Source organism: Christiangramia fulva (assembly GCF_003024155.1).
GTDB classification, from domain to species: domain Bacteria; phylum Bacteroidota; class Bacteroidia; order Flavobacteriales; family Flavobacteriaceae; genus Christiangramia; species Christiangramia fulva.
Window position 1 is genome coordinate 3,797,565 of the sequence record NZ_CP028136.1, and the last position, 22,922, is coordinate 3,820,486.

At 40.3% G+C, this 22,922-nt stretch carries 22 protein-coding genes; 9 read left to right on the plus strand and 13 right to left on the minus strand.

The window, feature by feature from the left end:
* Positions 1 to 2 precede the first annotated feature (2 nt).
* From C7S20_RS17095 to C7S20_RS17125, 7 genes are all read right to left on the minus strand, one after another.
* A complete protein-coding gene (locus tag C7S20_RS17095) occupies positions 3 to 341 on the minus strand; it encodes a winged helix-turn-helix domain-containing protein (protein ID WP_107013604.1) in 339 nt (112 codons plus the stop codon).
* 16 nt (positions 342 to 357) lie between these two features.
* Entirely contained in the window at positions 358 to 2,640 is a 2,283-nt protein-coding gene (locus C7S20_RS17100) for a xanthine dehydrogenase family protein molybdopterin-binding subunit (protein WP_107013605.1), read from the minus strand.
* Positions 2,641 to 2,664: 24 nt separating this feature from the next.
* Entirely contained in the window at positions 2,665 to 3,123 is a 459-nt protein-coding gene (locus C7S20_RS17105; protein WP_107013606.1) for a (2Fe-2S)-binding protein, read from the minus strand.
* Between the two features lie 157 nt (positions 3,124 to 3,280).
* Entirely contained in the window at positions 3,281 to 4,126 is an 846-nt protein-coding gene (locus C7S20_RS17110; protein WP_107013607.1) for an aldo/keto reductase, read from the minus strand.
* Between the two features lie 77 nt (positions 4,127 to 4,203).
* A complete protein-coding gene (locus C7S20_RS17115; protein ID WP_227009040.1) occupies positions 4,204 to 4,731 on the minus strand; it encodes a flavodoxin family protein in 528 nt (175 codons plus the stop codon).
* 86 nt (positions 4,732 to 4,817) lie between these two features.
* On the minus strand, positions 4,818 to 5,657 hold the full coding sequence (locus C7S20_RS17120) for a DUF4440 domain-containing protein (protein WP_107013609.1): 840 nt from the start codon (positions 5,655 to 5,657) through the stop codon (positions 4,818 to 4,820).
* 24 nt (positions 5,658 to 5,681) lie between these two features.
* A complete protein-coding gene (locus C7S20_RS17125) occupies positions 5,682 to 6,668 on the minus strand; it encodes an aldo/keto reductase (protein WP_107013610.1) in 987 nt (328 codons plus the stop codon).
* A 160-nt stretch (positions 6,669 to 6,828) separates the two neighbouring features.
* Here C7S20_RS17125 and C7S20_RS17130 point away from each other — a divergent pair, with 160 nt between their 5' ends.
* The 3 genes from C7S20_RS17130 (at position 6,829) to C7S20_RS17140 (ending at position 9,104) form a co-directional block, all read left to right on the plus strand.
* On the plus strand, positions 6,829 to 7,722 hold the full coding sequence (locus tag C7S20_RS17130; protein ID WP_107013611.1) for a helix-turn-helix domain-containing protein: 894 nt from the start codon (positions 6,829 to 6,831) through the stop codon (positions 7,720 to 7,722).
* Between the two features lie 127 nt (positions 7,723 to 7,849).
* The gene (locus C7S20_RS17135) at positions 7,850 to 8,236 is read left to right on the plus strand and encodes a DUF302 domain-containing protein (protein ID WP_107013612.1); all 387 of its coding nucleotides are present in this window, start codon (positions 7,850 to 7,852) and stop codon (positions 8,234 to 8,236) included.
* A gap of 82 nt (positions 8,237 to 8,318) precedes the next feature.
* Positions 8,319 to 9,104, plus strand: a complete 786-nt coding sequence (locus C7S20_RS17140) for a 3-keto-disaccharide hydrolase (protein ID WP_107013613.1) — start codon at positions 8,319 to 8,321, stop codon at positions 9,102 to 9,104.
* A gap of 71 nt (positions 9,105 to 9,175) precedes the next feature.
* On the opposite strand, the gene C7S20_RS17145 is transcribed toward C7S20_RS17140, so the two are convergent.
* From C7S20_RS17145 to C7S20_RS17155, 3 genes are all read right to left on the minus strand, one after another.
* Entirely contained in the window at positions 9,176 to 9,370 is a 195-nt protein-coding gene (locus C7S20_RS17145; protein ID WP_107013614.1) for a cold-shock protein, read from the minus strand.
* Positions 9,371 to 9,444: 74 nt separating this feature from the next.
* The gene (locus C7S20_RS17150; protein WP_107013615.1) at positions 9,445 to 10,428 is read right to left on the minus strand and encodes a fatty acid desaturase family protein; all 984 of its coding nucleotides are present in this window, start codon (positions 10,426 to 10,428) and stop codon (positions 9,445 to 9,447) included.
* Positions 10,429 to 10,718: 290 nt separating this feature from the next.
* Positions 10,719 to 11,177 carry a cold-shock protein gene (locus C7S20_RS17155; RefSeq protein WP_107013616.1) on the minus strand — a complete coding sequence of 153 codons (459 nt, stop codon included), beginning with the start codon at positions 11,175 to 11,177 and terminating at the stop codon, positions 10,719 to 10,721.
* Positions 11,178 to 11,459: 282 nt separating this feature from the next.
* Here C7S20_RS17155 and C7S20_RS17160 point away from each other — a divergent pair, with 282 nt between their 5' ends.
* A complete protein-coding gene (locus tag C7S20_RS17160; RefSeq protein WP_159039970.1) occupies positions 11,460 to 11,894 on the plus strand; it encodes a hypothetical protein in 435 nt (144 codons plus the stop codon).
* Positions 11,895 to 11,962: 68 nt separating this feature from the next.
* Positions 11,963 to 13,633: a dipeptidyl-peptidase 3 family protein gene (locus tag C7S20_RS17165; RefSeq protein WP_107013618.1), complete on the plus strand. Its 1,671-nt coding sequence runs from the start codon at positions 11,963 to 11,965 to the stop codon at positions 13,631 to 13,633.
* A 67-nt stretch (positions 13,634 to 13,700) separates the two neighbouring features.
* On the opposite strand, the gene C7S20_RS17170 is transcribed toward C7S20_RS17165, so the two are convergent.
* The gene (locus tag C7S20_RS17170) at positions 13,701 to 15,185 is read right to left on the minus strand and encodes a flavin monoamine oxidase family protein (RefSeq protein ID WP_107013619.1); all 1,485 of its coding nucleotides are present in this window, start codon (positions 15,183 to 15,185) and stop codon (positions 13,701 to 13,703) included.
* Between the two features lie 215 nt (positions 15,186 to 15,400).
* Here C7S20_RS17170 and C7S20_RS17175 point away from each other — a divergent pair, with 215 nt between their 5' ends.
* Positions 15,401 to 15,859: a YybH family protein gene (locus tag C7S20_RS17175; protein ID WP_107013620.1), complete on the plus strand. Its 459-nt coding sequence runs from the start codon at positions 15,401 to 15,403 to the stop codon at positions 15,857 to 15,859.
* Positions 15,860 to 15,886: 27 nt separating this feature from the next.
* Here C7S20_RS17175 and C7S20_RS17180 read toward each other — a convergent pair whose 3' ends face one another.
* Positions 15,887 to 16,594 (minus strand): arylesterase, encoded by a 708-nt coding sequence (locus C7S20_RS17180; protein ID WP_107013621.1) that lies wholly within the window; start codon positions 16,592 to 16,594, stop codon positions 15,887 to 15,889.
* Positions 16,595 to 16,753: 159 nt separating this feature from the next.
* Between C7S20_RS17180 and C7S20_RS17185 the strand changes: the two genes are divergently transcribed.
* From C7S20_RS17185 to C7S20_RS17195, 3 genes are all read left to right on the plus strand, one after another.
* Positions 16,754 to 17,443, plus strand: a complete 690-nt coding sequence (locus tag C7S20_RS17185) for an ABC transporter ATP-binding protein (protein WP_107013622.1) — start codon at positions 16,754 to 16,756, stop codon at positions 17,441 to 17,443.
* Positions 17,440 to 19,986, plus strand: coding sequence for an ABC transporter permease (locus tag C7S20_RS17190; RefSeq protein ID WP_227009041.1), 2,547 nt, complete (start codon positions 17,440 to 17,442; stop codon positions 19,984 to 19,986). Before C7S20_RS17185 ends, C7S20_RS17190 begins: the two co-directional genes overlap by 4 nt.
* 121 nt (positions 19,987 to 20,107) lie before the next feature.
* Positions 20,108 to 22,375, plus strand: a complete 2,268-nt coding sequence (locus C7S20_RS17195; protein WP_107013623.1) for a PAS domain-containing sensor histidine kinase — start codon at positions 20,108 to 20,110, stop codon at positions 22,373 to 22,375.
* On the opposite strand, the gene C7S20_RS17200 is transcribed toward C7S20_RS17195, so the two are convergent.
* Positions 22,365 to 22,901, minus strand: a complete 537-nt coding sequence (locus tag C7S20_RS17200) for a hypothetical protein (protein WP_159039971.1) — start codon at positions 22,899 to 22,901, stop codon at positions 22,365 to 22,367. The genes C7S20_RS17195 and C7S20_RS17200 overlap by 11 nt on opposite strands.
* Positions 22,902 to 22,922 lie beyond the last annotated feature (21 nt).

Below are 22,922 nucleotides of genomic sequence, written 5' to 3' on the forward strand. Positions count from 1 at the left end.
TTTTATTTTAAGCTTTTGATCAAACCGGTTTGCTGATCAACTAATTCCTTCATTTTTCCCTGAAGGTTTTCATATTCTTTTATAATTCCCAAACCTCTGGGAGTCACCTCGGCTCCTCCGCCATGCTGACCGCCTTTTTTCAAAATCACCAGTGGTTCTTCAGAATGTTCGTTCAGCCTTTGAACGAGTTCCCAGGCTTTTTTATAAGACATGTGCATCTGCTCTGCCGCCTTCGATAAAGAACCTTGCTTTTGAATCAACTTTAAAAGCTCATTGGGCCCGGGGCCATAAAACTTTTCTCCATCATCTTCCACCCAGCATTTAAATTTGACCTTTTTCATATTGAAAGTGATCTAATTATGTCTTCAAATCACTTTGCCCCGCACTATTTCTTAACTGATTAATGAACGGCTGATTGTAAAATCTTTTTCCGGTGGCTTTATAAAGGGCGTTAGCAAGGGCTCCCTGCACAGGAGGAAATGGTGGTTCACCAAGACCCGTGGGATCTATATCGTTCTTCACAAAATGAACTTCCACCTCTTTCGGCGCCTCTTTATGACGAATCAACCTGTAGGTATCAAAATTGCTCTTTTGAGGCACTCCATCTTTAAAAGTCATTTCGCTGTATAGAGCATGGCCAATACCATCAATGGTACCACCTTCCACCATATTTTTAGCCGCATCGGGATTCACCACGATTCCGCAGTCAACGGCACAGGTGACCTTATCAATAATGGGTTCGTTATTTTTCACCGTCATATCCAGAATTTGGGCAACGTATGAATTATGGCAATAATAGGCAGAAACGCCACGGCTTAAAGAGGAATTTCCGTTTTCCCAACCAGATTTATCCCTTACCACTTTCAATACGCCTGCATACCGGGCGGCATCGTAATCATTTTCCTTGCCCACGGGATTCTTTTCAGCACGATCGAGCAGATCAAGGCGGAATTGAATAGGATCTTTTCCCATTTCTTCGGCAAGTTCATCTAAAAACGATTGCTCAGCTCCAGCAATAAAGTTAGACCGTGGAGCCCGAAAAGCTCCGGTAGAAATATTCGAACCAATGGTCCAGCTCTCAGCGAGGTAATTATCTACCGCGCCAGCCGGAAAACGATTGGCAAAAAGCGGACTTTCAGGAATTCCACCGGCATTCACATGAAAGGCCAGAAGGTTATTATTTTCATCAAGGGCTGCACGATATTTTACGTGATAAGCAGGACGGTAAACACCATCTGTCATATCATCTTCACGGGAATATACCAGTTTGATAGGTTTTTCCATTTTCTCTGAAATCACCGCGGCTTCAACTAAAAAATGACCATACAACCTACGGCCGAATCCACCACCCATTCGGGTCATCTGGATATCTATATCTTCCAATGGCATTCCCAGGCGTTTATTCACGCTCTTTTCGGCATATTCAGGAGTTTGAACAGGACCGAGTAATTCAGCTTTACCATTGCTAACATCTGCATAAAAATTCATGGGTTCCATACAGTTATGGGCAAGAAACGGACAGGTATATGATCTTTCGATCACTTTCGCCGCGTTTTTAAATGCTTTTTCAGGATCACCATCTTTCCTGACCACCTCCGATTTTTTCGCTTTTCCTTCTTCCATCAGCGCACTGTGAATAGCCGTACTCTCCAGTCCCGTAGCACCTTTCATTCCCGCAGATTTCTCGAGTATCTGGATTTCTTTGGTAAGCTCTGGATTTAATTCCCATTCCACATTGAGCTCTTTCTTCGCCTGCATCACCTGCCAGGTGGATTCACCCACGATAACCACGGGATTCGGAAAAGCATCCACGTCACTCCATTCCTTTTCCATATCTTCAGGATAGGTAGTAATAGTGAAAACATCCTTAATGCCCGGCATGTTTTTGACTTTTTCAGCATCCATAGATTTGAACTGCATTCCAAAAGCCGGAGGGTGCACTACCATGGCGATAAGCATCCCATCTTTATAGGTGTCAAGGCCGTAAAGCGGCTGACCGGTAACAATTTTCTTGGCATCGACATTTTTCCGCGAGGTTCCGATGATTTTAAATTCATCTTTGCTCTTCAGCTCTACTTCCCCGGGGACTTCCAGCTTGGAAGCCGCACTGGCAACATCTCCATAGCCCAAAGTTTCATCACTCCCCGAATGCCTGATAACACCATTTTCAACTGTTAATTCTGAAACAGGAACGTTCCATTGATTCGCCGCAGCAGTCAATAACATATATCTTGCTGTAGCTCCCGCCATTCGTAAAGATTCCCATCCCTGGCGGATAGACTGACTTCCTCCGGCAAGCTGACGAGTGAAAATATCGGTATTCAAAGGTGCCTGCTCCACGATCACATTGTTCCAGTCTACATCGAGCTCTTCGGCCACGATCATAGGCATAGAGGTTTTGACATTCTGGCCTATCTCCGGATTGGGCGAATAGATGGTCACCACGCCGTTGTCTCCGATTTTCAGATAACCATTAATTTCAAACCACTCATCAGGCATTTCCATTGCCATTTCTTCAGCGCCTGCTTCTTCAGCACGTTTACATGCCAGCCAGTTGAATCCTATCACCAAACCGCCACCTGCAATAGATACCGTTTTTAAAAAGGATCTTCTTCCTATTCCTGTTTTTACAATACTCATTTTCTGGATTTTTAATTAAACTGACTAAACGATCTGGGAAGCTTTTTTAATAGCAGCTTTTATTCTTGTATAGGTTCCGCAACGGCAAATATTTCCGTTCATGGCGTTTTCTATTTCTTCATCACTCGGATTCGGATTTCTTTTCAGCAAAGCAGAAGCAGTCATAATCTGCCCGGCCTGGCAATAACCACACTGTGGAACATCAACCTCCAGCCATGCTTTCTGCACCGGGTGATCCCCATTTTCTGAAAGTCCTTCAATGGTAGTAATCTCATTACCTGCAGCCGATGATATCGGAAGCTGGCAGGATCTAATGGCAGAACCATTGAGATGAACGGTACAGGCACCACATTGGGCGATCCCACAACCGTATTTTGTACCCACCATTTTAAGGTGATCTCTTAGAACCCAGAGTAAGGGAGTTTGGGGATCCACGTCAATAGTATGACTTTTTCCATTAATTTTTAAACTGATTTCTGCCATGATACGTGAGATTTAATTTTAATCCTGTTAAAATACTAAAAATATCCGTTTTTATAATAGTAGAAAAGCTGAATTAACAAGTGTCAATCCTACTATTTTTCCCATATAAATAGTGAAGATCATTGAAATTCTCTCCAAAGACATTGGCCAGATAAGGTCATCTTACCAAACCAGCCATCCATTTTACTTTTTCCGGATCGCGATGATCAAAGAATTTACTTTTATGGGTATCCAGTTTTTGAATATTTTCCATGTCTTCGGGGCTAAGTTGAAAATCGAAAACATCGATATTTTCCTTAATTCGTGATGGGGTAACCGATTTGGGGATTACGACAATGTCTCGCTGCAACATCCACCGAAGACTAACCTGGGCCACCGATTTATTATATTTTTCTCCAATTTTCGACAGAACCTGATTGCTGAAAAAGTCGCTCTTGCCTTCGGCGAAAGGTGCCCAGGACTCATGTTGAACATTGTATTCCTTCATCACTTTATGCGCTTTTTCTCTCTGGTAAAACGGGTTTGTTTCTATTTGATTCAAAGCCGGTGGGATTTCATTATAACAAATAAGATCAACAAGACGGTCGGGAAAGAAATTACTAACTCCAATCGCCCTTATCTTCCCTTCATTGTTCAATTCTTCCATAGCTTTCCAGGATCCATAAATATCATTGAAGGGTTGATGCAAAAGGTAAAGGTCAAGGTAATCTAATTGCAATCTTTCCATGGAAGCTGAAAATGCTTTTTTCGCTTTCTCGTAGCCATAGTCAGAAATCCAGAGTTTTGTGGTCACAAATATTTCTTCTCTTGGGATTCCGCTTTCTTTAATGGCATCTCCCACAGCTTTTTCGTTCTGGTAGGCCTGCGCCGTATCAATGCTTCTATAGCCGGCTTCGAGTGCCGCCAATACACTTTTTTTACATTCATCGTAGTCAGGAATCTGGTAAACCCCATAACCTAAAACCGGCATTTCAACTCCGTTATTCAGTTTTACTTTTTTCATTACAACATTAAATTTTTCAACTTCTTAATTTTCATCAATTACCGGATCCTTCGGTTTAGGATCTTAATCTCTTTCTACTATAAAACTCCAATATCTCTTAACCAGTTCTCTACCTTTTTCGCTACTTTTTCTTCCCTGTCGCCTTTTATCGCCAGAAAAACGCCTCTCTTTTCATAACCTCCTTCTACCGAAAATCCTTCGAGTATTTTGCTATTAGGGCATAATCTTTTGAGCTGCTCAAATCCCTGGCCCACACCGTAACCAGCATTGGTATTAAAAGGTATGACCGTTTTCCCGCTTAGATCATTTTCGGTTAGAAAACTTTTCATTGGCGGAGGCATTTGCATATCCCAGGTGGGAAATCCAACAAATACCGTATCATAGGCTTCAAGATTTTCAATTTTTGTCTTTAGAGGTGGCAGATAGCCCTCCTCATTTTCACGATCTACCTGTGCCACTATCTGCTGGTAATTCTCCGGGTAAGGATTTTCTTTTTCCAAAGCGACTAACCTGCCTCCCACTTTATCCTGAATGATCTCAGCAACGGCTTTTGTATTATTGGTCCGGGTTAGGTAAATGATCAGAATATTTCCTGACTTTGACATGGGCATATTTTTTACCTCATTTTCAGTTTTTGTATTACTACATACTGAAAGCAAAAGGCAGAATATGATCAACAAAGGCTTCATAATTAATCTTCTCGTGGACCTCTAAGCTGATTTACAAACGACAGATTGGCAAGTTTCCAGTCACCTCCTTCTTTAACGTACACTTCAGTAACTATAAAATCGTGGGAAACCTCATTGCCGCCCACCTCTGCCAGCAAGGTGATATTGCTGAGTACAATGGCGGTATTTCCTATAATATCAACTGAAACATCATGAACATCGGCTTTTTTATACCATATTCCTCCACTTTTTATTACAGGAATTTCGCGGTCTTTCCCCCAGCTGCCGCCCATATGAACGAACTGCGCTTTGTCATGGAAAAGAACGGCAAGAGAATCGGTATTTTTTTCGGCCATCCAGTCCCATTTCTTTTGGGAAAGATCGAGAATTTCCTGTTTGGTGTCTTTTTGAGACAATTCCGGGGCTTTGATCGCGTTGTAGGCTTCAGCGCTAAGCGTATCAGTCCAGACGGTGGGCTCATTCATGGTGATGGCCAGGTAAGCAAAGTCGCTGTTAGGTGCCGCAGCGTGCCAGTGCTCAATATTAGGATCGCATTTTATAACATCACCTTTTCTAACCACCTGGACCTCTTTCCCTTTTTCCTGATAATAACCCACACCCTGGGTAATATATAATTGCTGACCTTTTGGATGATAATGCCAGTTGAGTTTCGCTCCGGGAGCAAAAGTGGCAAGGGTCCCGTTAAAATCGAAGGTCTCATCGGCCTCGGCCAGATGGTTAAGCCAAACATCACCGGTATGGTGCACATTTGGTGCTTTTTCTCCTATCGGAAAAATATTTGCCTCCTGTGAAAATCCGGGCGTAGAAAGTATTCCAAGGAATAAAATAAGTAACTTTTTCATGTTTTTGTGTATTAGGTTTTTCTGTTATTTTTTATCAATCATTTTCTGCATTTGCTCAGGATACCTGGCGCCTTTGATATCGATCTTTGAGAAAGCATCATCGATTTCCTGAATATCTGAAGCTGAAAGATGTACAGAAGCTGCACCGATATTCTCTTTTAATCTATGGATTTTCGTAGTTCCGGGAATTGGTACGATCCAAGGTTTTTGAGCCAGTAGCCAGCCTAAGGCGATCTGCGCAGGAGTAGCTTCTTTTTCCTCTGCTATTCTAGCTAAAAGATCGACCAGTGCCTTGTTCGCTTTTCGGTTTTCCTCATTGAAGCGTGGAACTTTATTCCTGAAATCATTTTCACTGAACTTTGTACTGGAATCAATTTTTCCTGTTAAAAATCCTTTCCCCAGCGGACTAAAAGGTACGAATCCGATTCCAAGTTCTTCCAGAGTGGGAATTATCTCTTTTTCAGGTTCCCGCCACCACAGCGAATATTCGCTTTGCAGTGCGGTTACCGCTTGCACGGCATGGGCTTTTCGAATTGATTCCACACCGGCTTCAGATAATCCAAAATGCTTTACTTTTCCTTCCTGGATAAGATCTTTCACCGTTCCTGCAACATCTTCCATTGGAACCTTAGGATCAACTCGATGTTGATAAAAAAGATCGATCACATCGGTATTCAGTCTTTTTAAAGATTCTTCTGCCACTTTTCTGATCCTCTCGGGGTGACTATCCAAACCTTTAGCGGGCTCTCCTTCTTTAAATCCGAATTTGGTAGCAATGACGATCTCTTTTCTGATAGGCGCCAGGGCTTCTCCCAGTAATTCTTCATTTTTAAAGGGTCCGTAGGCTTCCGCAGTGTCAAAAAAAGTGACGCCGAGATCATAGGCTTCATGTATCAATTTTATCGCCTCATCTTTTTCGGTCGCCGGACCGTAACCATAACTCAATCCCATACAACCAAGACCAAGGGCTGAAACTTCCAGACCACTTTTCCCTAATTTTCTCTTTTTCATATTATTGAATTTTAAAGCTTTAACAAATATCCTTTAAGATAAAGATTTTTGAAGTATATAAATTACTGGGATCACAACCATTTTTACTGATTTGGTGAATTCAATTAACGTTCTCATAATCTGAACCCTATATTTGTAGAGCATATAAGATTTGAAAAAAATGGAAGATATTTTAAAACTGGAGACGATTTCTCAGTACAACGCTTTGAAGGAAGTTAAAACCAGACACCCGCTTATCACGTTTTTTGATAGCGCGAATGCTAAACCTCTTCCCAGCGGCAAGTTCAACTTTGGCTTTTATGCCGTTTTTTTAAAAGGTGTGAATTGCGGTGAACTGAAGTATGGCCGGAATTCTTATGACTATGAGGAAGGAACCCTGGTTTTTGTAGGTCCCGGACAAACGGTGGGCATCAAAAGCCAGAAAGATTATAACCCAAAAGGCTACGCGCTGCTATTTCACCCCGATTTTATAAAAGGCACCGCCCTGGGAGCAAAAATGAGCAATTATTCCTTCTTTTCTTACGAATTGTATGAAGCGCTGCATTTATCGGAAAAGGAACAGCAGATCATCAAAGACCTGTTTTCAAAAATAGATTATGAATTAGATCAGTCTATAGATAAGCACAGCAAAACCATCATTGCTAATAATATCGAATTGCTGTTGAACTATTGTGAACGCTTTTACGACCGGCAGTTCATCACCCGTGAAAACCTTAACCAGGGAGTTTTGGCGAATTTTGAAAAGTTATTGAATGATTATTTTCAATCTGAAAATCCACAAAAATACGGTCTTCCTTCAGTGAGTTATTTCGCGGGAGAACTGAATCTGTCTCCTAATTATTTCGGCGACCTCGTTAAAAAGGAAACCGGAAAATCGGCGATGGAGCATATTCAGTTAAAATTGATCGATATCGCTAAAGACAGGATCTTCGATGCCGATAAATCTATTAGCCAGATCGCCTATGAATTAGGTTTTAAATATCCGCAACACTTCAGCAGGGTTTTTAAGAAGAATACCGGCTATTCTCCCAATGAATACAGGTCGCTGAATTAAAAAGGCATTAAAAGGATCTTTAAAAGTTATATTAAAATCTTCCTAAAAAAAGCCTTTAGTAACTATTGTTACTTTCTAAGAGCATTAAATTTCTGAAATTATGGTCTAATTTTAAATACAGAAACTAATGAAATATTATAATGTAAAGAAAGTCAAAGGTTCTTTTGAAGAGGTGATTGAAAAAACAAAAAAGGAACTTGAAAAAGAAGGTTTTGGCGTGCTTACCGAGATCAATGTCAACGAGACCTTTAAAAAGAAACTCGATATTGATTTTAGAAAATACAGGATCCTTGGCGCCTGCAATGCTCCTTATGCCCATAAAGCGCTGACCGCTGAAGATAAAGTTGGAACCATGTTACCCTGTAATGTGATCGTTCAGGAAACTGACGCAGGTGAAGTTGAGGTCGCGGCTATAAATCCCATCGCCTCTATGATGGCTATTGATAATGAGAAACTAAAACCTATTGCTGAGGAAATTAAAAATAAACTTGACAAAGTGATCAAAAACTTATAAAAAAAGGGAAAAGCAGCAAAGCTTCTGGAAAATATCAATGTTATTTTGAAAATTTCGTACTTTTCTTTCAAATTTTAAAAAAATGAAAAAATCCAGACTTTACCTCTTTATCTTTTGCCTGTTTGGCATCACAAGTTTATCCAACGCCCAGGAATACCCAAACACTCCTCCTGAAGTTTCACCCATGCCAATGAAACCGGAAATGACTGAGATCTGGGAACCTGAAGTTCCTGTCATCACTCCCGGAGAAAAGCCTGGAGATGCGCCTTCAGATGCCATTATTTTATTCGGTGGTAAAAACCTTGATCAGTGGGTAAGCCAAAATGACACCACCAAAACCGCTCCATGGGCGATAAAAGATGGTTATTTTGAAGTGGTTCCCGGAAGTGGTGGGATTCAGACAAAGATGAAATTTGGTGACCTCCAGCTGCATTTAGAATTCAGTGCACCTGATAATTCAGATAACCAGGGACAGGGACGTGGTAACAGCGGACTCTTTTTCCAAAATCGGTACGAACTCCAGATCCTGGATTCCTATAAAAACCGAACCTACCGTAATGGTCAGGCAGCCAGTATCTATAAAGATCATGCTCCATTGGTCAATGCCATGCGTCCGCCCAATGAATGGAATAGTTATGACGTGATTTACACCGCGCCTCGCTTTGACGATAATGGAAAGGTAGAATATCCGGCTAGAATAACCGTGCTTCATAACGGAGTGGTTGTTCAAAATAATTCTATAATTAATGGCCTTACCCTTTATATCGGGCTGCACCATTATCCCGAAGCCCACGGTAAAGATGTAATTTCCCTTCAGGATCATGGCACTCCGGTTCAATTCAGAAATATCTGGGTCAGACCACTGTAAATTTTCTGAAATTAAGCAATAAAAAATCCCGCATTAAGCGGGATTTTACCTTTTGAATATAAACTTCTGGATTAGTCGATTAACTCAACATTGATCGCGTTCAATCCTTTTTTTCCTTCACTTACATCAAATTTTACGTGGTCATCTTCACGAATATCATCGATAAGTCCACTGTGGTGAACGAAGATATCTTCATCTGAATCACTTGGTTTAATAAATCCAAATCCTTTGGAAGTATTAAAAAACTTTACTTTTCCTTCTTGCATTACTTTGCGTATTAATATTATTACTTCGCCATTTTCGTTTTTAGATTGTATGGCCTCCAATCCTTATCTTTATTTTATCCCGCGCTCAGGCCGTCTTTTTGTCCTAACTGACGTAACATTTTAAAATGCTGACCTATAGCGGTGAAAAAAGTGTGTTTGTTATGATATGGTAACCCATATTCCCGTGCGGTTTCTGCCACGATATGGGAAATCTTACGATAATGTACATGACATACATTAGGTAATAAATGATGTTCTATCTGGTAATTTAATCCTCCTATGAACCATGAAAAAATGCGGCTTTTTGGAGAAAAATTGCTGGTGGTCATCAGCTGATGGCTCGCCCAGTCGCCTTCGATAAACCCGTTTTCATCGGGTAAAGGATATTCGCTGTTGGGTACAATATGCGCCAGCTGAAAAACAGTGGTAATAAGTAAACCGGTAACGAAATGCATGCTTAAAAAGGCCAGAACAATTATCCACCAGGATATAGGAACCACAATAATGGGTACTATCAATACCAGTGAAAATGAAATCAACTTCCACATGATCGCCTTCATAAGCTCATTGCTGAAATATTTTTGATCTTTAAAGAATCCCATTTTACGATAGCGTGCCATTCTCACAAAATCTTTTACCGTCACCCATGAAACAGTAGACAATCCATAAAAAAACCAGGAGTAAATATGCTGAAATTTATGGATTCCATACCTGCGGGTATGAGGTGTAAATCTTAAAAAGAAAGGCGGGTTAATATCGTCATCAGCTTCCTCTACATTGGTAAAGGTATGATGCAAAACGTTGTGCTGGATTCGCCAAACACTCGCATTGGCACCGATTAAATTCAAGGTATAACCAAGATATTTATTTACCCGGCTGTTTTTGGAATACGAATTATGAATGGCATCATGCATGATCCCCATACCAATTCCGGCCATTCCAAAACCACTTAAAATATAAAGGCTAAAAAGAAGCCAAATACTCTCCACGATCCCAGTATTGATGACAACAAGCGGAACCAGGTACAACAGGCACATGATCACTGTCTTCGCGATCATACTGCCATTGGCATGTTTACTCAGGTTATTTTTCTTGAAATAGGAATTTACCCGTTGTCTCAGAGTCTTTGAAAAATCAGATCCTCTGTTTTGACTGAATCTTGGATTACTTTTGATACTTATTATTTTTAAACGTCGTCTTTTTGGTAATTCAGATTAACTTGAGAAGATCCTGTAAGAAATTAAAAAGTGAAGAATACTAAATTGAACAACGCAGCAAATATAGTCTTATTTAAATAGCTTAAACTATTTTATCAGATTAATTTTCAATAAACTACAGAATAAGGATATTAAGAAGCTAATTTTTTCACATTTACAGCCGTCATTCCTTTCATTCCTCTTTCAAGATCGAAACTCACTTTATCGTTTTCCTGAATTTCATCCACGAGGCCGCTGATATGAACAAAATATTCTTCGCCGAATTTGGTTCCTTTAATAAAGCCATATCCCTTGGAATGATTGAAAAAGGTAACTTTTCCTTCGGTTTCAACTTCTTCGGGCTCGCGATCTTCTTTTTTGGGAACATTGATTTCAATGTCTTCGGCGGCAACTTCAACTTTTTGGGAAGGATCCGGAGGCGTATCGGTGAGATTTCCGTCGGCATCTACATAGGCGATCATATCTTCAAAAGAAGCACCTTTATTAGAATTATCTTTACGCTCCTGCTTTTTGCGTTCTTTTTCTTTACGCTTTTTTAATTTTTTTTTCTCTTTTTCAATTTTACTTTGTGTTTGTCTGGATTTTGCCATATATGTTATTTAATGAATACTCTTTTTCATGTTTTGAACCACTAAACGAATTCCGGTAAATGAGCGGGAAGTATCTTTTTGAAGGATGTATTCGGATAGTTGGGGGATTTTTTCTGTCCCACACTAAAATTTTTCAAAAGTAATTATAAAAACTGACAAATCTTAGCACTTCAACTTATAATATTGAGAATTATTCCTTCCTATTATTCATTTTTATTTCCTATTCTGAAACTACAGATCCTGAATTTTTCTCCAAATTCGAAAATTGCATATCTTCCGGATATGAAATTCCGGTTCAGATTTTTAATTCTTTCCCTACTGATTTTCTGCAGTGCGCAAGCTCAGACCTTCAATTCTTCACTTACCGAATACCGTTACGGCAGTTACGAATTAGATTCCCCGTATAAATGGAAAAATACTTCAATTACCATTACCGATGATACCATTACCGTTATTACCCATCAAAAAAATGGTATGGAAGCGCAGCGTTGGGCCGTCAATAATCAGGAAATTGTCAAAAAAGAAAATTCAACTGTTCATCAATATTTCACACAACTGATCAATGCTCCAAAAAACAAACTGCTACCTACAATATTCAGTGTTTGGAAGAATAATAACGGAAAAATCGAATTTATAGATATGGAAATCCCACCATTATCAAAAAGAGAAGAAGCTCCTCATATTACGGCCAGATTTCATATTGACTATACTTTTTAAACCGGCAACCTGTTACCTACACAGAAAAACCACTAACTTTAAGCTCGATTTAACCAAAAACACAAAAAATGAATAAATACTTTTTTTCTTCATTATTACTAGCTTCAATTCTATTGACAGGCTGTAAAAATGAAAGCCGGGAAAATGATGAAACTATCGAAAAACAGGATTCCACTATGGTGGCTTCAGGAATTGATATTCAGAAAAAGGTGAACCAATATGCCGAAGTGAAACTCACTTCAGATGTTTCTAAGCTCACCGAAAATCAGAAGAAAATAATTCCTCTTTTGATTGAAGCAGCAAAAATTACCGACAGCCTTTTCTGGTATCAGTCTTTTGGCGGCAGGGATACTTTAATGCCGAAACTTGATGAAACCGCTGCAAAGTATGTTCAGATCAATTATGGTCCGTGGGACAGGCTGAATAATCTTGAGCCTTTTATCAAGGGCTACGGAGAAAAACCGGAAGGGGCTAATTTTTATCCGGTAGATATGACCAAAGAAGAATTTAAATCGGCAGATGTCTCTGATAAAGACAGCCAGTACACTTTTATCAGGAGGGATGAAAACGGAAACCTGAAAGGGATCTGGTACCATGAAATGTTTCCTGAAAAAGTGAAAAAAGCAGCCGATCTTTTAAAGCAGGCTGCCGAACTGGCTGAAGACCCAGGATTTAAAAAATACCTTAAGCTTCGTGCCGAAGCTTTGCTAACCGATGAATATTACCAGAGTGACGTGGCCTGGATGCAAATGAAGAACAATTCGCTAGATATGGTTACCGGGCCTATAGAGTCTTATGAAGATCGTCTTTTTGGAACCAAGACCTCTTACGAATCGTATGTACTTATCAAAGACAAAGAATGGAGCGAAAAACTGGCAAAATATATCGCCTTTCTTCCCATGCTTCAAAAAGAATTACCGGTAAAAGCGAAATATAAAACCGAAAAGCCCGGAACGGAATCTGATCTTAACGCCTATGACGTGGTCTATTATGCGGGTGATTCGAATGCCGGAAGTAAGACCATTGCCATTAATCTGCCAAACGATGAACGGGTTCAGGGTAAATATGGCAGCAGGCGTCTTCAGCTAAAAAATGCGATGCGCGCGAAATATGATAAGATCCTCGTTCCTATTGCCAATGAACTTATTGCCGAAGACCAGCAAAAGAACATCACTTTTGACGCCTTCTTTGCCAATACAATGTTCCACGAGGTCGCTCACGGCCTGGGAATTAAAAATACCATCAATAAAAAAGGTACCGTTCGCGAGGCGTTGAAAGAAAACTATTCGGCTTTAGAGGAAGGAAAAGCTGACGTGCTTGGGATTTATATGATCACCAAACTTCACGAAAAAGGTGAATTAAAAGACGCCGATTTAAAGGATTATTACGTGACCTTTCTTGCCAGTATCTTTCGTTCAGTGAGATTTGGAGCTTCTGAAGCCCATGGAAAGGCCAATATCGTTCGTTTTAATTATTTTAAAGACAAAGGCGCCTTTACCCTCAATGAAAATGGCCGTTACAGCGTAAATATGGAAAAATTCAAAGATGCCATTAATGCTCTTTCCAATGATATTCTCGTGCTCCAGGGAGAAGGTGATTATGAAGGCACTGGAAAATTATTCGAAGAAAAAGGAAAGATCGACGAACAGCTTAAAGCTGCCCTTCAACAGCTCCAGGATAAAAATATTCCTGTAGACGTGGTTTTTGACCAGGGAGTGAATGTACTGGGCCTCGAATAAGAAATTTCACTGAAAACATTTAAAGAATCTGGCGGAGTAAATCTTATTACCCGCCAGATTTTTTTGCTTAAGCCAAATCATGAATTTCCTTTGCTGCTCTGGCTCCCGAGCGCAGGGCTCCTTCCATGGTACTTCTCAAAATACTGGTATGCTCCCCGGCAAAATGAACTCTTCCATGCGGTGCCTGAAGATCTTTCAGATATTTGGTAACATCCCCTGGGCCAGGCCAGCTTGGCCCTCCAAGAGCATAAGGATCTTCGCTCCAGGCCTTGGAATAGAATTTCTGAAAATGTCCGTCGATATTTGGATACACTATCGCCAGATTATCATGGGCCATTTTTTTGAGTTCAGCATCAGTTTTGCGGCCAATCTCACCAGCAGGCGGACCGGCAGTCATAGTTTCCAGCACAGCCGGTTGAGTCATGGATGTGCCGTTTGTTAAATGCGGATAAACCTGCTCTATTGGCAGATCGGTAATTGCAACCCCCGATATTTTTTCATCCCAAACAGGTTTGTCTATTTGCGAATATGTACGCGTAATATTTAGATAAGGCCAGTTTTCAGACGCGCGTTTTTTTGACGCACTCAGCTCCGGACTAAATTCTATTTTATTCATGACCTTTAAAGGAATGGTGGAAATCACATAATCTGCTTCGTGGACTTCAGGCATTCCACCCATGGTAGTAACTTTAACTCCTGATCCCGTATCTTCAATTTTCTTTACCTCTTTTTCATAATGTATGATATTACCAAGTTTTTCAGCCATTTTACGTGGAAGTTTATCATTCCCTCCCGCAAGTACAAAGGGAGTACCACCCATAAATAAACCAAAATCTGAAACCGCCATCGATAAAGCAGAAGTTTTTGTTGGAACAGCTCCAAACCATTGTGTTGCCTGTATAAGGTTTACAGCGCCTTCGCTGGCTCCCTGATTTTTCAGGTATTCGGCCATAGAATTTTTATCAAGAGTGACCAGGGGTTCTTTATCCCACAGATCAGGGTCGCCAATTTCCTGGGGAAGAGTGTCTATAATATATTTTTTCACTATTCCCATGGGTCCTAATTTCTGCTCTTCTTCGGTGAGGTCATAAGGCCATTTCACATTTTCTGCACCTCCCACCGTAAATTGCTTTCCGTTCAGATAATAGATGACAGGTTTTTCAGGTAATGGATACGGTGCTTTTTCCAGCCCAAATTCGTTGATATACTTTTTCGCATGCGTATAAGCATCAGAATATCCTGCAGCACCTCCCTCAGCATATAGTCCTTCAGAAAAAGGTTTTCTAATAGTGGAAACCCTGCCTCCTGGACGATTTCTTGCTTCAAGAATGGTCACATCATGACCGGCGTTCTTAAGTTCCCATGCCGCAGCCAGGCCGGCAAGACCAGCCCCAAGAACCAGCACTTTTTTAGGCTTATTAGTTTTGTCGTTAATAAAACTTTGAGCTGCAAGCATGTTTGGAAAGAAAATTCCTGTTCCCAGGGCTCCAGCTCCCAGACCGAGGCTTTTTAAGAATTGCTTACGTGAAATTTGTGTTCCTTTTTTTTTCATGAGTAAAGGTTTTTGGTTAGTTATTTTCTTAATCTGCTTAGTAAAACCAAATGTGGAAATGATATGGTGTAGGGAAGATTCATTTCCTTCATTAATGAGGGACTCTTAAATTTAATAATTTTTTTTAAATAAAGCTCGTATTTACTGAAAATCAGGTAAATGAAATTTTTTTTATAAATTGTAGTTCAACCATAATTAACCAAAATCCAATTTTTATGAAAAATTTATTTCAGCTAAGTTTATTATTCATACTCATTACCAATTTTGTTTTTGCGCAGGAAAACAACGAGGCAAAGACGGCTATAGAAAATAATCTTCAAAAGCTTGAGAATGCTCTGCAACAAAAGGATTTTCAGAAATTCGGTTCCGTTTGGACCGAAGATGCAATGATAAAGTTTTCGGGCAAAGACCCCGTTACGAGTCGGCAGGCAATTATAGATATGCACCGACCTATGGCAGAGCATGGAATTAGAATCGACGCAACTACCAAAGAGGTCTATGCCAATAATAAATTTGCTACAGAAATAGGTACTTATAAGGTTATAAATGCCGATGATCAAACTATCGACACGGGCTACTACTCTACTCTCTGGAAAAAGGTAAATGGCGACTGGCTTATCTTTCGCGATATAATTAGCTCTTCCGTGCCACCACAAAAGGCAGAAGGAAAATAAAATTTTTTTAAGTGCCAGGCTATAAGTTTAGGCTTCCGGCCCGGCACTTTCTTTTAGTAAAGGTTTAAGCACTTCCCAGACATTTTTGGCTACGATCTTATCGCCTTCCGCAGTGGGATGAATCCCGTCCTGCTGATTAAGCTCAGAGTTTCCGGCCACACCTTTTAATAAAAACGGGATCAGGTACACATTGTTCTTTTCAGCCAATTCTGGAAAAATTTTACGGAACTTCTCCGTATAATCCTGTCCCATATTAGGCGGGATCTGCATTCCGGCGAGAATGATCTTTACCTCCGGATTCTTTTTTCTCACCTTATCAATGATGTCCTGGAGGTTTTTTCGCGTTTCTTCCAGGGGTATTCCCCTTAAGCCGTCATTGGCCCCCAATTCGAGAACAAAAATATCCACGCCCTGTTTCAGCACCCAATCCAGGCGATTTTTACCCGCAGCCGTAGTCTCCCCGCTCAGCCCGGCATTTATCACTTCATAATTCAGTCCCAACGAATCTATTTTTTTCTGAATTAATTCCGGAAAAGCCTGCCCTTCCTCCAAACCATAACCGGCCGTTAGACTGTTGCCGAAAAAAAGGATGGTTTTTTCCTGGTTTTGATCTTTGGAAACCAGCGTTTTCGCTTCTGATTCTTCTGAAGTTTTCTGCTCCTTTTTTTCAGAATTCCCGCAGGAAGTGATCAATAACAGTAGAACAAGCGTTAAACTTTTGAAAGTTTCGTTCATTGAAAGGTATTTATTTTTAAAAACCATTTGTTTGTTTAGCTTTATACTTCAACTCTCCCGGATTGCGAGAGAAGTTTTTAATGAGGTGGTTAATTTTTTAGTTCTTTATTCCCGGGCCATAAAATCCTCCTGTGAGTAAAGAAAACCAAAAGCTGTGAAATGGCAAAAATTTTAAAAATCGAAAACCTGAATAAATCCTATAAAAGCGGATCGAAAAATATAAAAGTGCTCGAAAATATCAATTTTGAGGTTGAAAAAGGTGAAACTTTTGCCATTGTAGGGCCTTCCGGAAGTGGGAAAACCACGCTTCTAGGCCTTTGCGCCGGACTGGATAATCCCGATAGCGGAATGGTCGAGATTGCCGGCACTGACCTCCGGCTGTTAAATGAAGATGAAAAAGCGGCCCTGAGAAATGAAAAAATAGGATTTGTTTTTCAAAATTTTCAGCTTATACCTACGCTTACGGCAATTGAAAACGTGGCGGTGCCTCTTGAACTGCGAGGCGATAAAAAAGCCGTTGAAAAAAGCAGGAAATTACTGGAAAAGGTAGGCCTTGGCGACAGGCTTGACCACTACCCTTCTCAACTTTCGGGTGGAGAACAGCAGCGAGTGGCGGTGGCAAGAGCTTTTAGCAATTCCCCTGAAATTCTTTTTGCCGATGAACCTACCGGGAATTTGGATGCGGAGACCGGCGGCAATGTAATTCAACTGTTACTGGAACTAAATCAGCTTTCAAATACCACGCTTGTGATCGTCACTCACGATATGGAACTGGCCCAGAAAACCGAAAATATCCTGCATATCAAAGGTGGAAAAACTTCCGGAGTTAGTAAAAACCTCCGGCCATGAGCAAAAGCTTTAAAAATTCAGGATCTTCCGGCTGGTTGCTGAAAATGGCATGGCGCGATGGTAAAGCCAGCCTGGGCAGACTTTTCCTCTTTATGGCATCTATAGTGCTGGGAATTGCTGCCGTGGTTTCCATCCAGTCTTTTAGCGATAATTTGAAGAAGAATATTTCGCTGCAATCCAAATCCTTAATGGGTGCCGATTATATAATTGAAAGCAACCATCCACCGGATGAAAGAGTGCAGGAGATCATCGATTCCCTTGGAGGGGCCGATGCGCGGGAAATTAGTTTTGCTTCCATGATGGCGACTTCCAGAACCGGAAATACAAAGCTCATGCAGGTGCGGGGAATTGAAAAAGCTTTTCCGTTTTACGGAAAGTTGGAAACAACACCTTCAGGAGCTTCCGAAAGTTTGAAAAATGGAAAAGCCCTGGTAGATGCCACTACTATGCTTCAAATGAATCTAAAAGTTGGCGATAGTATCAAAATCGGGAAAGTAATTTTACCTGTTGGAGGCGCCTTGAATTCCACACCGGGAAGTTCTGGCTTATTCAGTTCTATCGCGCCGCCGGTGTTTATTCCATACGGGTTCATTGAGGAAACGGAACTGGTCAAAACCGGAAGCAGGATCGATTATAAATTTTATTTTAAAGCGAACGCGAGTACCGATTTGGAAAAACTGGAAAAAAAACTGAATCCTATTCTGGATGCTCACGATGCCGATATAGATACGCACCTTTCTACCAGCAGACGGCTGGGCAGGCGCTATGAAAACTTCGGAAAATTCCTGAATCTGGTAGCCTTTGTGGCGCTTCTGCTAGGTTGTATCGGGATCGCGAGCGCCATCCATATTTATATCCAGGAAAAACTGAAATCGGTAGCGATTTTAAAATGTCTCGGGGCCAGCAGCAGGCAAACTTTCATCATATTCCTTATACAACTTATCGCTATCGGATTGCTTGGAAGCATCCTCGGAATTCTGGTGGGGCTTGGCCTGCAACAGCTTTTCCCGCTAATTATGCAGGATTTTCTTCCTCTTGAACTTGAAATATCCATCGCCTGGAAAGTGATATTTATGGGAATGATCATAGGAGTATCAATGGCGGTGCTTTTTGGACTCTATCCACTCACTTTCACTCTTAAAACTTCTCCGCTCCAGGCATTGCGAATTGATGAAAGCAAAACTTCCGGTTCTAAAAAAGCCGGAGCAATAATAGGAGGCCTCCTGGTGCTTTTCCTTTTTGGCTTTTCCTTTTGGCTGCTTGAAGACTGGAAGTATTCTTTATCATTTTTAGGTGGAATAGCGGTGGTTTTTCTATGTCTTGCCGGAATCGCAGGTTTGTTTATTTATCTGATTAGGCATTTTTTTCCTTCGAAATGGAGTTTCGAGGCAAGACAAAGTTTACTGAATCTTTTCAGGCCGCAAAACCAAACCCTGATCCTGATCCTTGCCATTGGCCTTGGAGCATTTTTAATTAGTACGCTTTATTTTACCAAAGATATGCTGCTTTCTCAGGCAAAACTGGAAGATCAGGCTAATAGTCCGAATCTCATCCTGCTTGACGTACAAACCAATCAGAAAGATTCGGTAGCTCAAACCGTAAGAGCACAGGATCTGCCGGTGATCGAAGCAATTCCAATTGTGACGATGAAGGTGAAAAGTCTTGCCGGAAAACCGGTTGAAGAGATCAGAAAAGACACGACTTCCCAAATTAACCGCTGGATCCTGGATCATGAATTTCGCACTACATACCGTGATTCATTAATTTCTTCCGAATCTATAAGCAATGGCAATTGGGTGCCAAAAATGAAAGATGATCAGGAAATCGTACCTATTTCGGTGAGCGAAGATTTTGCAAAAGACGCTGAAGTTTCAGTAGGTGATGAAATTATTTTTAATGTCCAGGGAGTTCTTTTGAAAACGAACGTGGAAAGCATTAGAAAAGTTGACTGGAGCAGGATGCAGATGAATTTTTCGATCGTTTTTCCGAAAGGAGTACTTGAAGAGGCGCCACAATTCCTGGTATTAACAACAAAAACCCCCAACCCGCAGAAATCGGCTGAATTACAGCAGGCTATTGTAGAAAAATTTCCAAATGTTTCAATTATTGATCTGCGGCAGGTGCTAAGCGTCATTCAGGAAATTTTAAATAAAATCTCCTGGCTGATCAATTTTATGTCGGCTTTCAGTATCATCACAGGAATAATAGTTTTAATCGGCGCCGTTAGGACGAGTAAATATCAGCGTATAAAGGAAAGTGTGCTGTTGAGAACGCTCGGGGCCAGGAAAGAACAGATCCTGAAAATTCTTGCGCTGGAATATCTTTTTTTAGGAATGATAGGTTGTATTACGGGAATATTCCTCTCTCTTTTGGGAAGCCTGTTATTAGCCTATTTTGTATTTGATTCCACCTTTATTCCATCTGTAGGCCCCTTTGTGTTCCTGCTTCCGGCCATTGTAATACTTGTGGTGGTCATAGGCCTGTCAAGTAGTTTGAGCGTATTAAAAAGTCCACCACTTCAGGTTTTGAGAAAAGAAGTTTAGCCCGTATCGTTTTATAAGTAACTGTATCCAACAAAGTTCAATTTCTAAAATGCTCATAATCAAATTTTACATATCTTTAAGATTACTTTAACTTTTAATCTGTTTTCCTATAAAAAATTATATGCCTGCCAGCTCTGCAAAACTATCCTCGATCACCTCGAGTGAATTGTTGATCATCACTGATCTGGATGACCATAAAATCGTTTATTGCAACGATAAAATTCGGTTGGAGCAGGAAAAAAACTGGAAAAATAGACCCTGTATGGAAGATTTTTATGAAAATCTGGTGCATCAGGACGACCTTTCAGATTTTCTAAAAACTTTGAAAAGAGTTAAAAAACCGGCAAGTAGTTTTGGACGGGAACAGGTTGTTCGATTCAGAAAAAATCCTGATTCCAATTGGGAAGAATATGTATTTCAGCATCGGCCATACAAAGGCCATAAAGATCAGCAGAAAAATATGCTTCTCAGCATTGCGGCAAAAAATAATAAGAAAGAGCCAAAAGATGATGATTATCGGCAGATGTTCAATACTATAGATGAGGCTTTCTGTATTTTTGAAATGATCTACGATTGCGATGGGAAAGCGACCGATTATTTATTCCTGGAAACAAATCCCGCTTTTGAAAAACAGATAGGACTCGGAAATGTTGTGGGGAAAACCATGCGGGAACTCATCCCTGACCATGAAGATTACTGGTTTGAAGTCTATGGTAAGGTCGCGCTTTCAGGCAAATCAGTTCGTTTTCAGTATCAGGCGAAAAAAACCAAGCAGCGCTGGTTTGATCTTTTTGCCTTAAGAAGAGGTGACCAAAACAGCAGACAGGTAGCGGTTCTTTTTCGGGATATAACCGAGGAGAAAATGGCAAAACTCAGCCAGAAGGAAACTTCAGAAAAACTGCAACAAAATATTCTAAGTCACCAGCAGGAGCTTCAGAAATCAAAAGAGCTGCTTCAAACTGTTTTTGATACTACTAACCTCGGAATTGCCGTTTTAAAAGCCCAATTTGATGACAAGGGAGAGATAAAAGATTTCTTATACCTGCGCATCAATAAAGTATTGAAAGACTTATATAAAAAGGTTGATCCGCTTGGCAAGACCTTTCTGGAAGTTGCTAAATTTGGATTCCGTCCGGAATTATTTGAAGATTTCAGCGAAGTGATACGCAGTGGGAATGACATGGATAAGGAGATCCATCTTGACCGTGCAGGAAAAAATTTATGGTTCAGAATAACCGCAAGGCCTCATTCCGATCTTCTAATCGTAAGTATTGAAGATATTACCGGGGTAAAACTCGCAGCCCAAAAGCTTGTCGAGGCTTTACGCTTCAAAAAACATTTGGTAAGGACCACGCCGGAAACTATTATGATCGTCAATCTCAATAGTTTTTCTGTGCGATATCTCAATAAGGACCTTTTTTCAGAAGAAGGCATGACGAAAGAAAGGATTGAGGGAACTTCCCTTCCTGAGATTTTGCCATACATTCATCCGCAAGACAGGGAAAAAATTACAGGTCTCCACCGCACACTTCTTAAATCTGGTGAAGAGGAAATTCATGATACAGAAATCCGTTTAAAACTTGATGGTTCCACCTGGGAATGGTTTAGCGTTCGTGGCTCTATTTTTCAAAGGCGGGATGAGAATTGGGTAGATGAATATGTGCTCCTTTTAAGAAATATTCATCAGCAGAAGAAAACAAATCAGGCATTATTGAAAGCCGAAAAATTTTCGATCCAGGGAGAAATTGCCCGTACACTTGCCCATGAATTACGAAATCCGATTGCAAGTATAGGAATGGCTACCGAGGTCATCGGCCATAAAATGGAAAAAAAACAAAAAGAAGATCTGAAGAATTATTTGGATATTCTCACTCGCTGCACCAAAAGATTGAATGTACTGGTTGGTGATCTATTGAACTCTTCTAACTATTCGCCAACGGTACTTCGCAAGGAAGATCTGGGGAAAATTGTGGAGGCCAGTATTGAAAAAGCTGCAGACAGGATTTATCTCGCAGGCATCGATCTAAAGAAAAATTTCGATGGTGTCTATTCAATAAAGGCAGATAAAGAAAAACTGGAAATCGCGATCCTTAATATTCTTGTAAACGCCAGCGAAGCAACTCCTCCCGAAAAAGGGAAAGTTGAAATTACGATCAAAAGTGAAAATTCTTCATTTATCCTCATCATAAAAGACAATGGAATTGGGATGAAAAAAGAAGAAAAAGAACGATTATTCGATGCTTTTTACACCAATAAAAAAACAGGTACCGGTATTGGTCTAAATTCGGTAAAAAACATTCTGGAAGAACACGATGCGAAGATCGAAGTATGTAGCCAACCTAAAAAAGGATCTACTTTTATGATCCATTTTCCTAAAATTAAAAGTTAGAAAATATTTTCCGGAGATATTTTATAGAAGTACCAGGTAGAAAGACCATGGAAAAACCTCTTATCAGCTCATCCTTTTTCTCCAGCAACTTCCAAAGTTCAAAATATTTAATAGCCTGATCTACAAGGAAGCATACTCCTTGTATTATTTTACCTCCCAATAAAAATAAAACAACCAGAGACACCAGGATTTTCAGCATAATAATGGTTGGTTTAATCAAGCCTACCATCAAAATTGCAGAAATTATTCCCAGAATAAAGGCGTTAAAAGATGACAAATGCAGTCCGAAAATGGCGAAAAAAGCAACACCGGAAGTAGTTAGAAAAGAAGTGCTTTCCCTAAGGCCGCCTACATTATCGTAAAAAGATACTTTAGCTTTTTTCGTCTTATTTTCCGAAGAAGAATGATCTATTCTTTCTTCTTCAGGCTTAACAGGCCGCATACAATAAGCACAAATCTTATATTTCCCGCCCACATACCTCTTTTCCTCGAACTCGCAATAATGGCAACTTTGCTGAGATTTCATTTGAATACATTTTAAATTGAT

Excerpts from the sequence above, each read along its gene's own strand:
- C7S20_RS17095 (WP_107013604.1), bottom strand. The coding sequence starts at position 341 with ATGAAAAAGGTCAAATTTAAATGCTGGGTGGAAGATGATGGAGAAAAG.
- C7S20_RS17100 (WP_107013605.1), bottom strand. The coding sequence starts at position 2,640 with ATGAGTATTGTAAAAACAGGAATAGGAAGAAGATCCTTTTTAAAAACG.
- C7S20_RS17105 (WP_107013606.1), bottom strand. The coding sequence starts at position 3,123 with ATGGCAGAAATCAGTTTAAAAATTAATGGAAAAAGTCATACTATTGAC.
- C7S20_RS17110 (WP_107013607.1), bottom strand. The coding sequence starts at position 4,126 with ATGAAAAAAGTAAAACTGAATAACGGAGTTGAAATGCCGGTTTTAGGT.
- C7S20_RS17115 (WP_227009040.1), bottom strand. The coding sequence starts at position 4,731 with ATGTCAAAGTCAGGAAATATTCTGATCATTTACCTAACCCGGACCAAT.
- C7S20_RS17120 (WP_107013609.1), bottom strand. The coding sequence starts at position 5,657 with ATGAAAAAGTTACTTATTTTATTCCTTGGAATACTTTCTACGCCCGGA.
- C7S20_RS17125 (WP_107013610.1), bottom strand. The coding sequence starts at position 6,668 with ATGAAAAAGAGAAAATTAGGGAAAAGTGGTCTGGAAGTTTCAGCCCTT.
- C7S20_RS17130 (WP_107013611.1), top strand. The coding sequence starts at position 6,829 with ATGGAAGATATTTTAAAACTGGAGACGATTTCTCAGTACAACGCTTTG.
- C7S20_RS17135 (WP_107013612.1), top strand. The coding sequence starts at position 7,850 with ATGAAATATTATAATGTAAAGAAAGTCAAAGGTTCTTTTGAAGAGGTG.
- C7S20_RS17140 (WP_107013613.1), top strand. The coding sequence starts at position 8,319 with ATGAAAAAATCCAGACTTTACCTCTTTATCTTTTGCCTGTTTGGCATC.
- C7S20_RS17145 (WP_107013614.1), bottom strand. The coding sequence starts at position 9,370 with ATGCAAGAAGGAAAAGTAAAGTTTTTTAATACTTCCAAAGGATTTGGA.
- C7S20_RS17150 (WP_107013615.1), bottom strand. The coding sequence starts at position 10,428 with ATGATCGCGAAGACAGTGATCATGTGCCTGTTGTACCTGGTTCCGCTT.
- C7S20_RS17155 (WP_107013616.1), bottom strand. The coding sequence starts at position 11,177 with ATGGCAAAATCCAGACAAACACAAAGTAAAATTGAAAAAGAGAAAAAA.
- C7S20_RS17160 (WP_159039970.1), top strand. The coding sequence starts at position 11,460 with ATGAAATTCCGGTTCAGATTTTTAATTCTTTCCCTACTGATTTTCTGC.
- C7S20_RS17165 (WP_107013618.1), top strand. The coding sequence starts at position 11,963 with ATGAATAAATACTTTTTTTCTTCATTATTACTAGCTTCAATTCTATTG.
- C7S20_RS17170 (WP_107013619.1), bottom strand. The coding sequence starts at position 15,185 with ATGAAAAAAAAAGGAACACAAATTTCACGTAAGCAATTCTTAAAAAGC.
- C7S20_RS17175 (WP_107013620.1), top strand. The coding sequence starts at position 15,401 with ATGAAAAATTTATTTCAGCTAAGTTTATTATTCATACTCATTACCAAT.
- C7S20_RS17180 (WP_107013621.1), bottom strand. The coding sequence starts at position 16,594 with ATGAACGAAACTTTCAAAAGTTTAACGCTTGTTCTACTGTTATTGATC.
- C7S20_RS17185 (WP_107013622.1), top strand. The coding sequence starts at position 16,754 with ATGGCAAAAATTTTAAAAATCGAAAACCTGAATAAATCCTATAAAAGC.
- C7S20_RS17190 (WP_227009041.1), top strand. The coding sequence starts at position 17,440 with ATGAGCAAAAGCTTTAAAAATTCAGGATCTTCCGGCTGGTTGCTGAAA.
- C7S20_RS17195 (WP_107013623.1), top strand. The coding sequence starts at position 20,108 with ATGCCTGCCAGCTCTGCAAAACTATCCTCGATCACCTCGAGTGAATTG.
- C7S20_RS17200 (WP_159039971.1), bottom strand. The coding sequence starts at position 22,901 with ATGAAATCTCAGCAAAGTTGCCATTATTGCGAGTTCGAGGAAAAGAGG.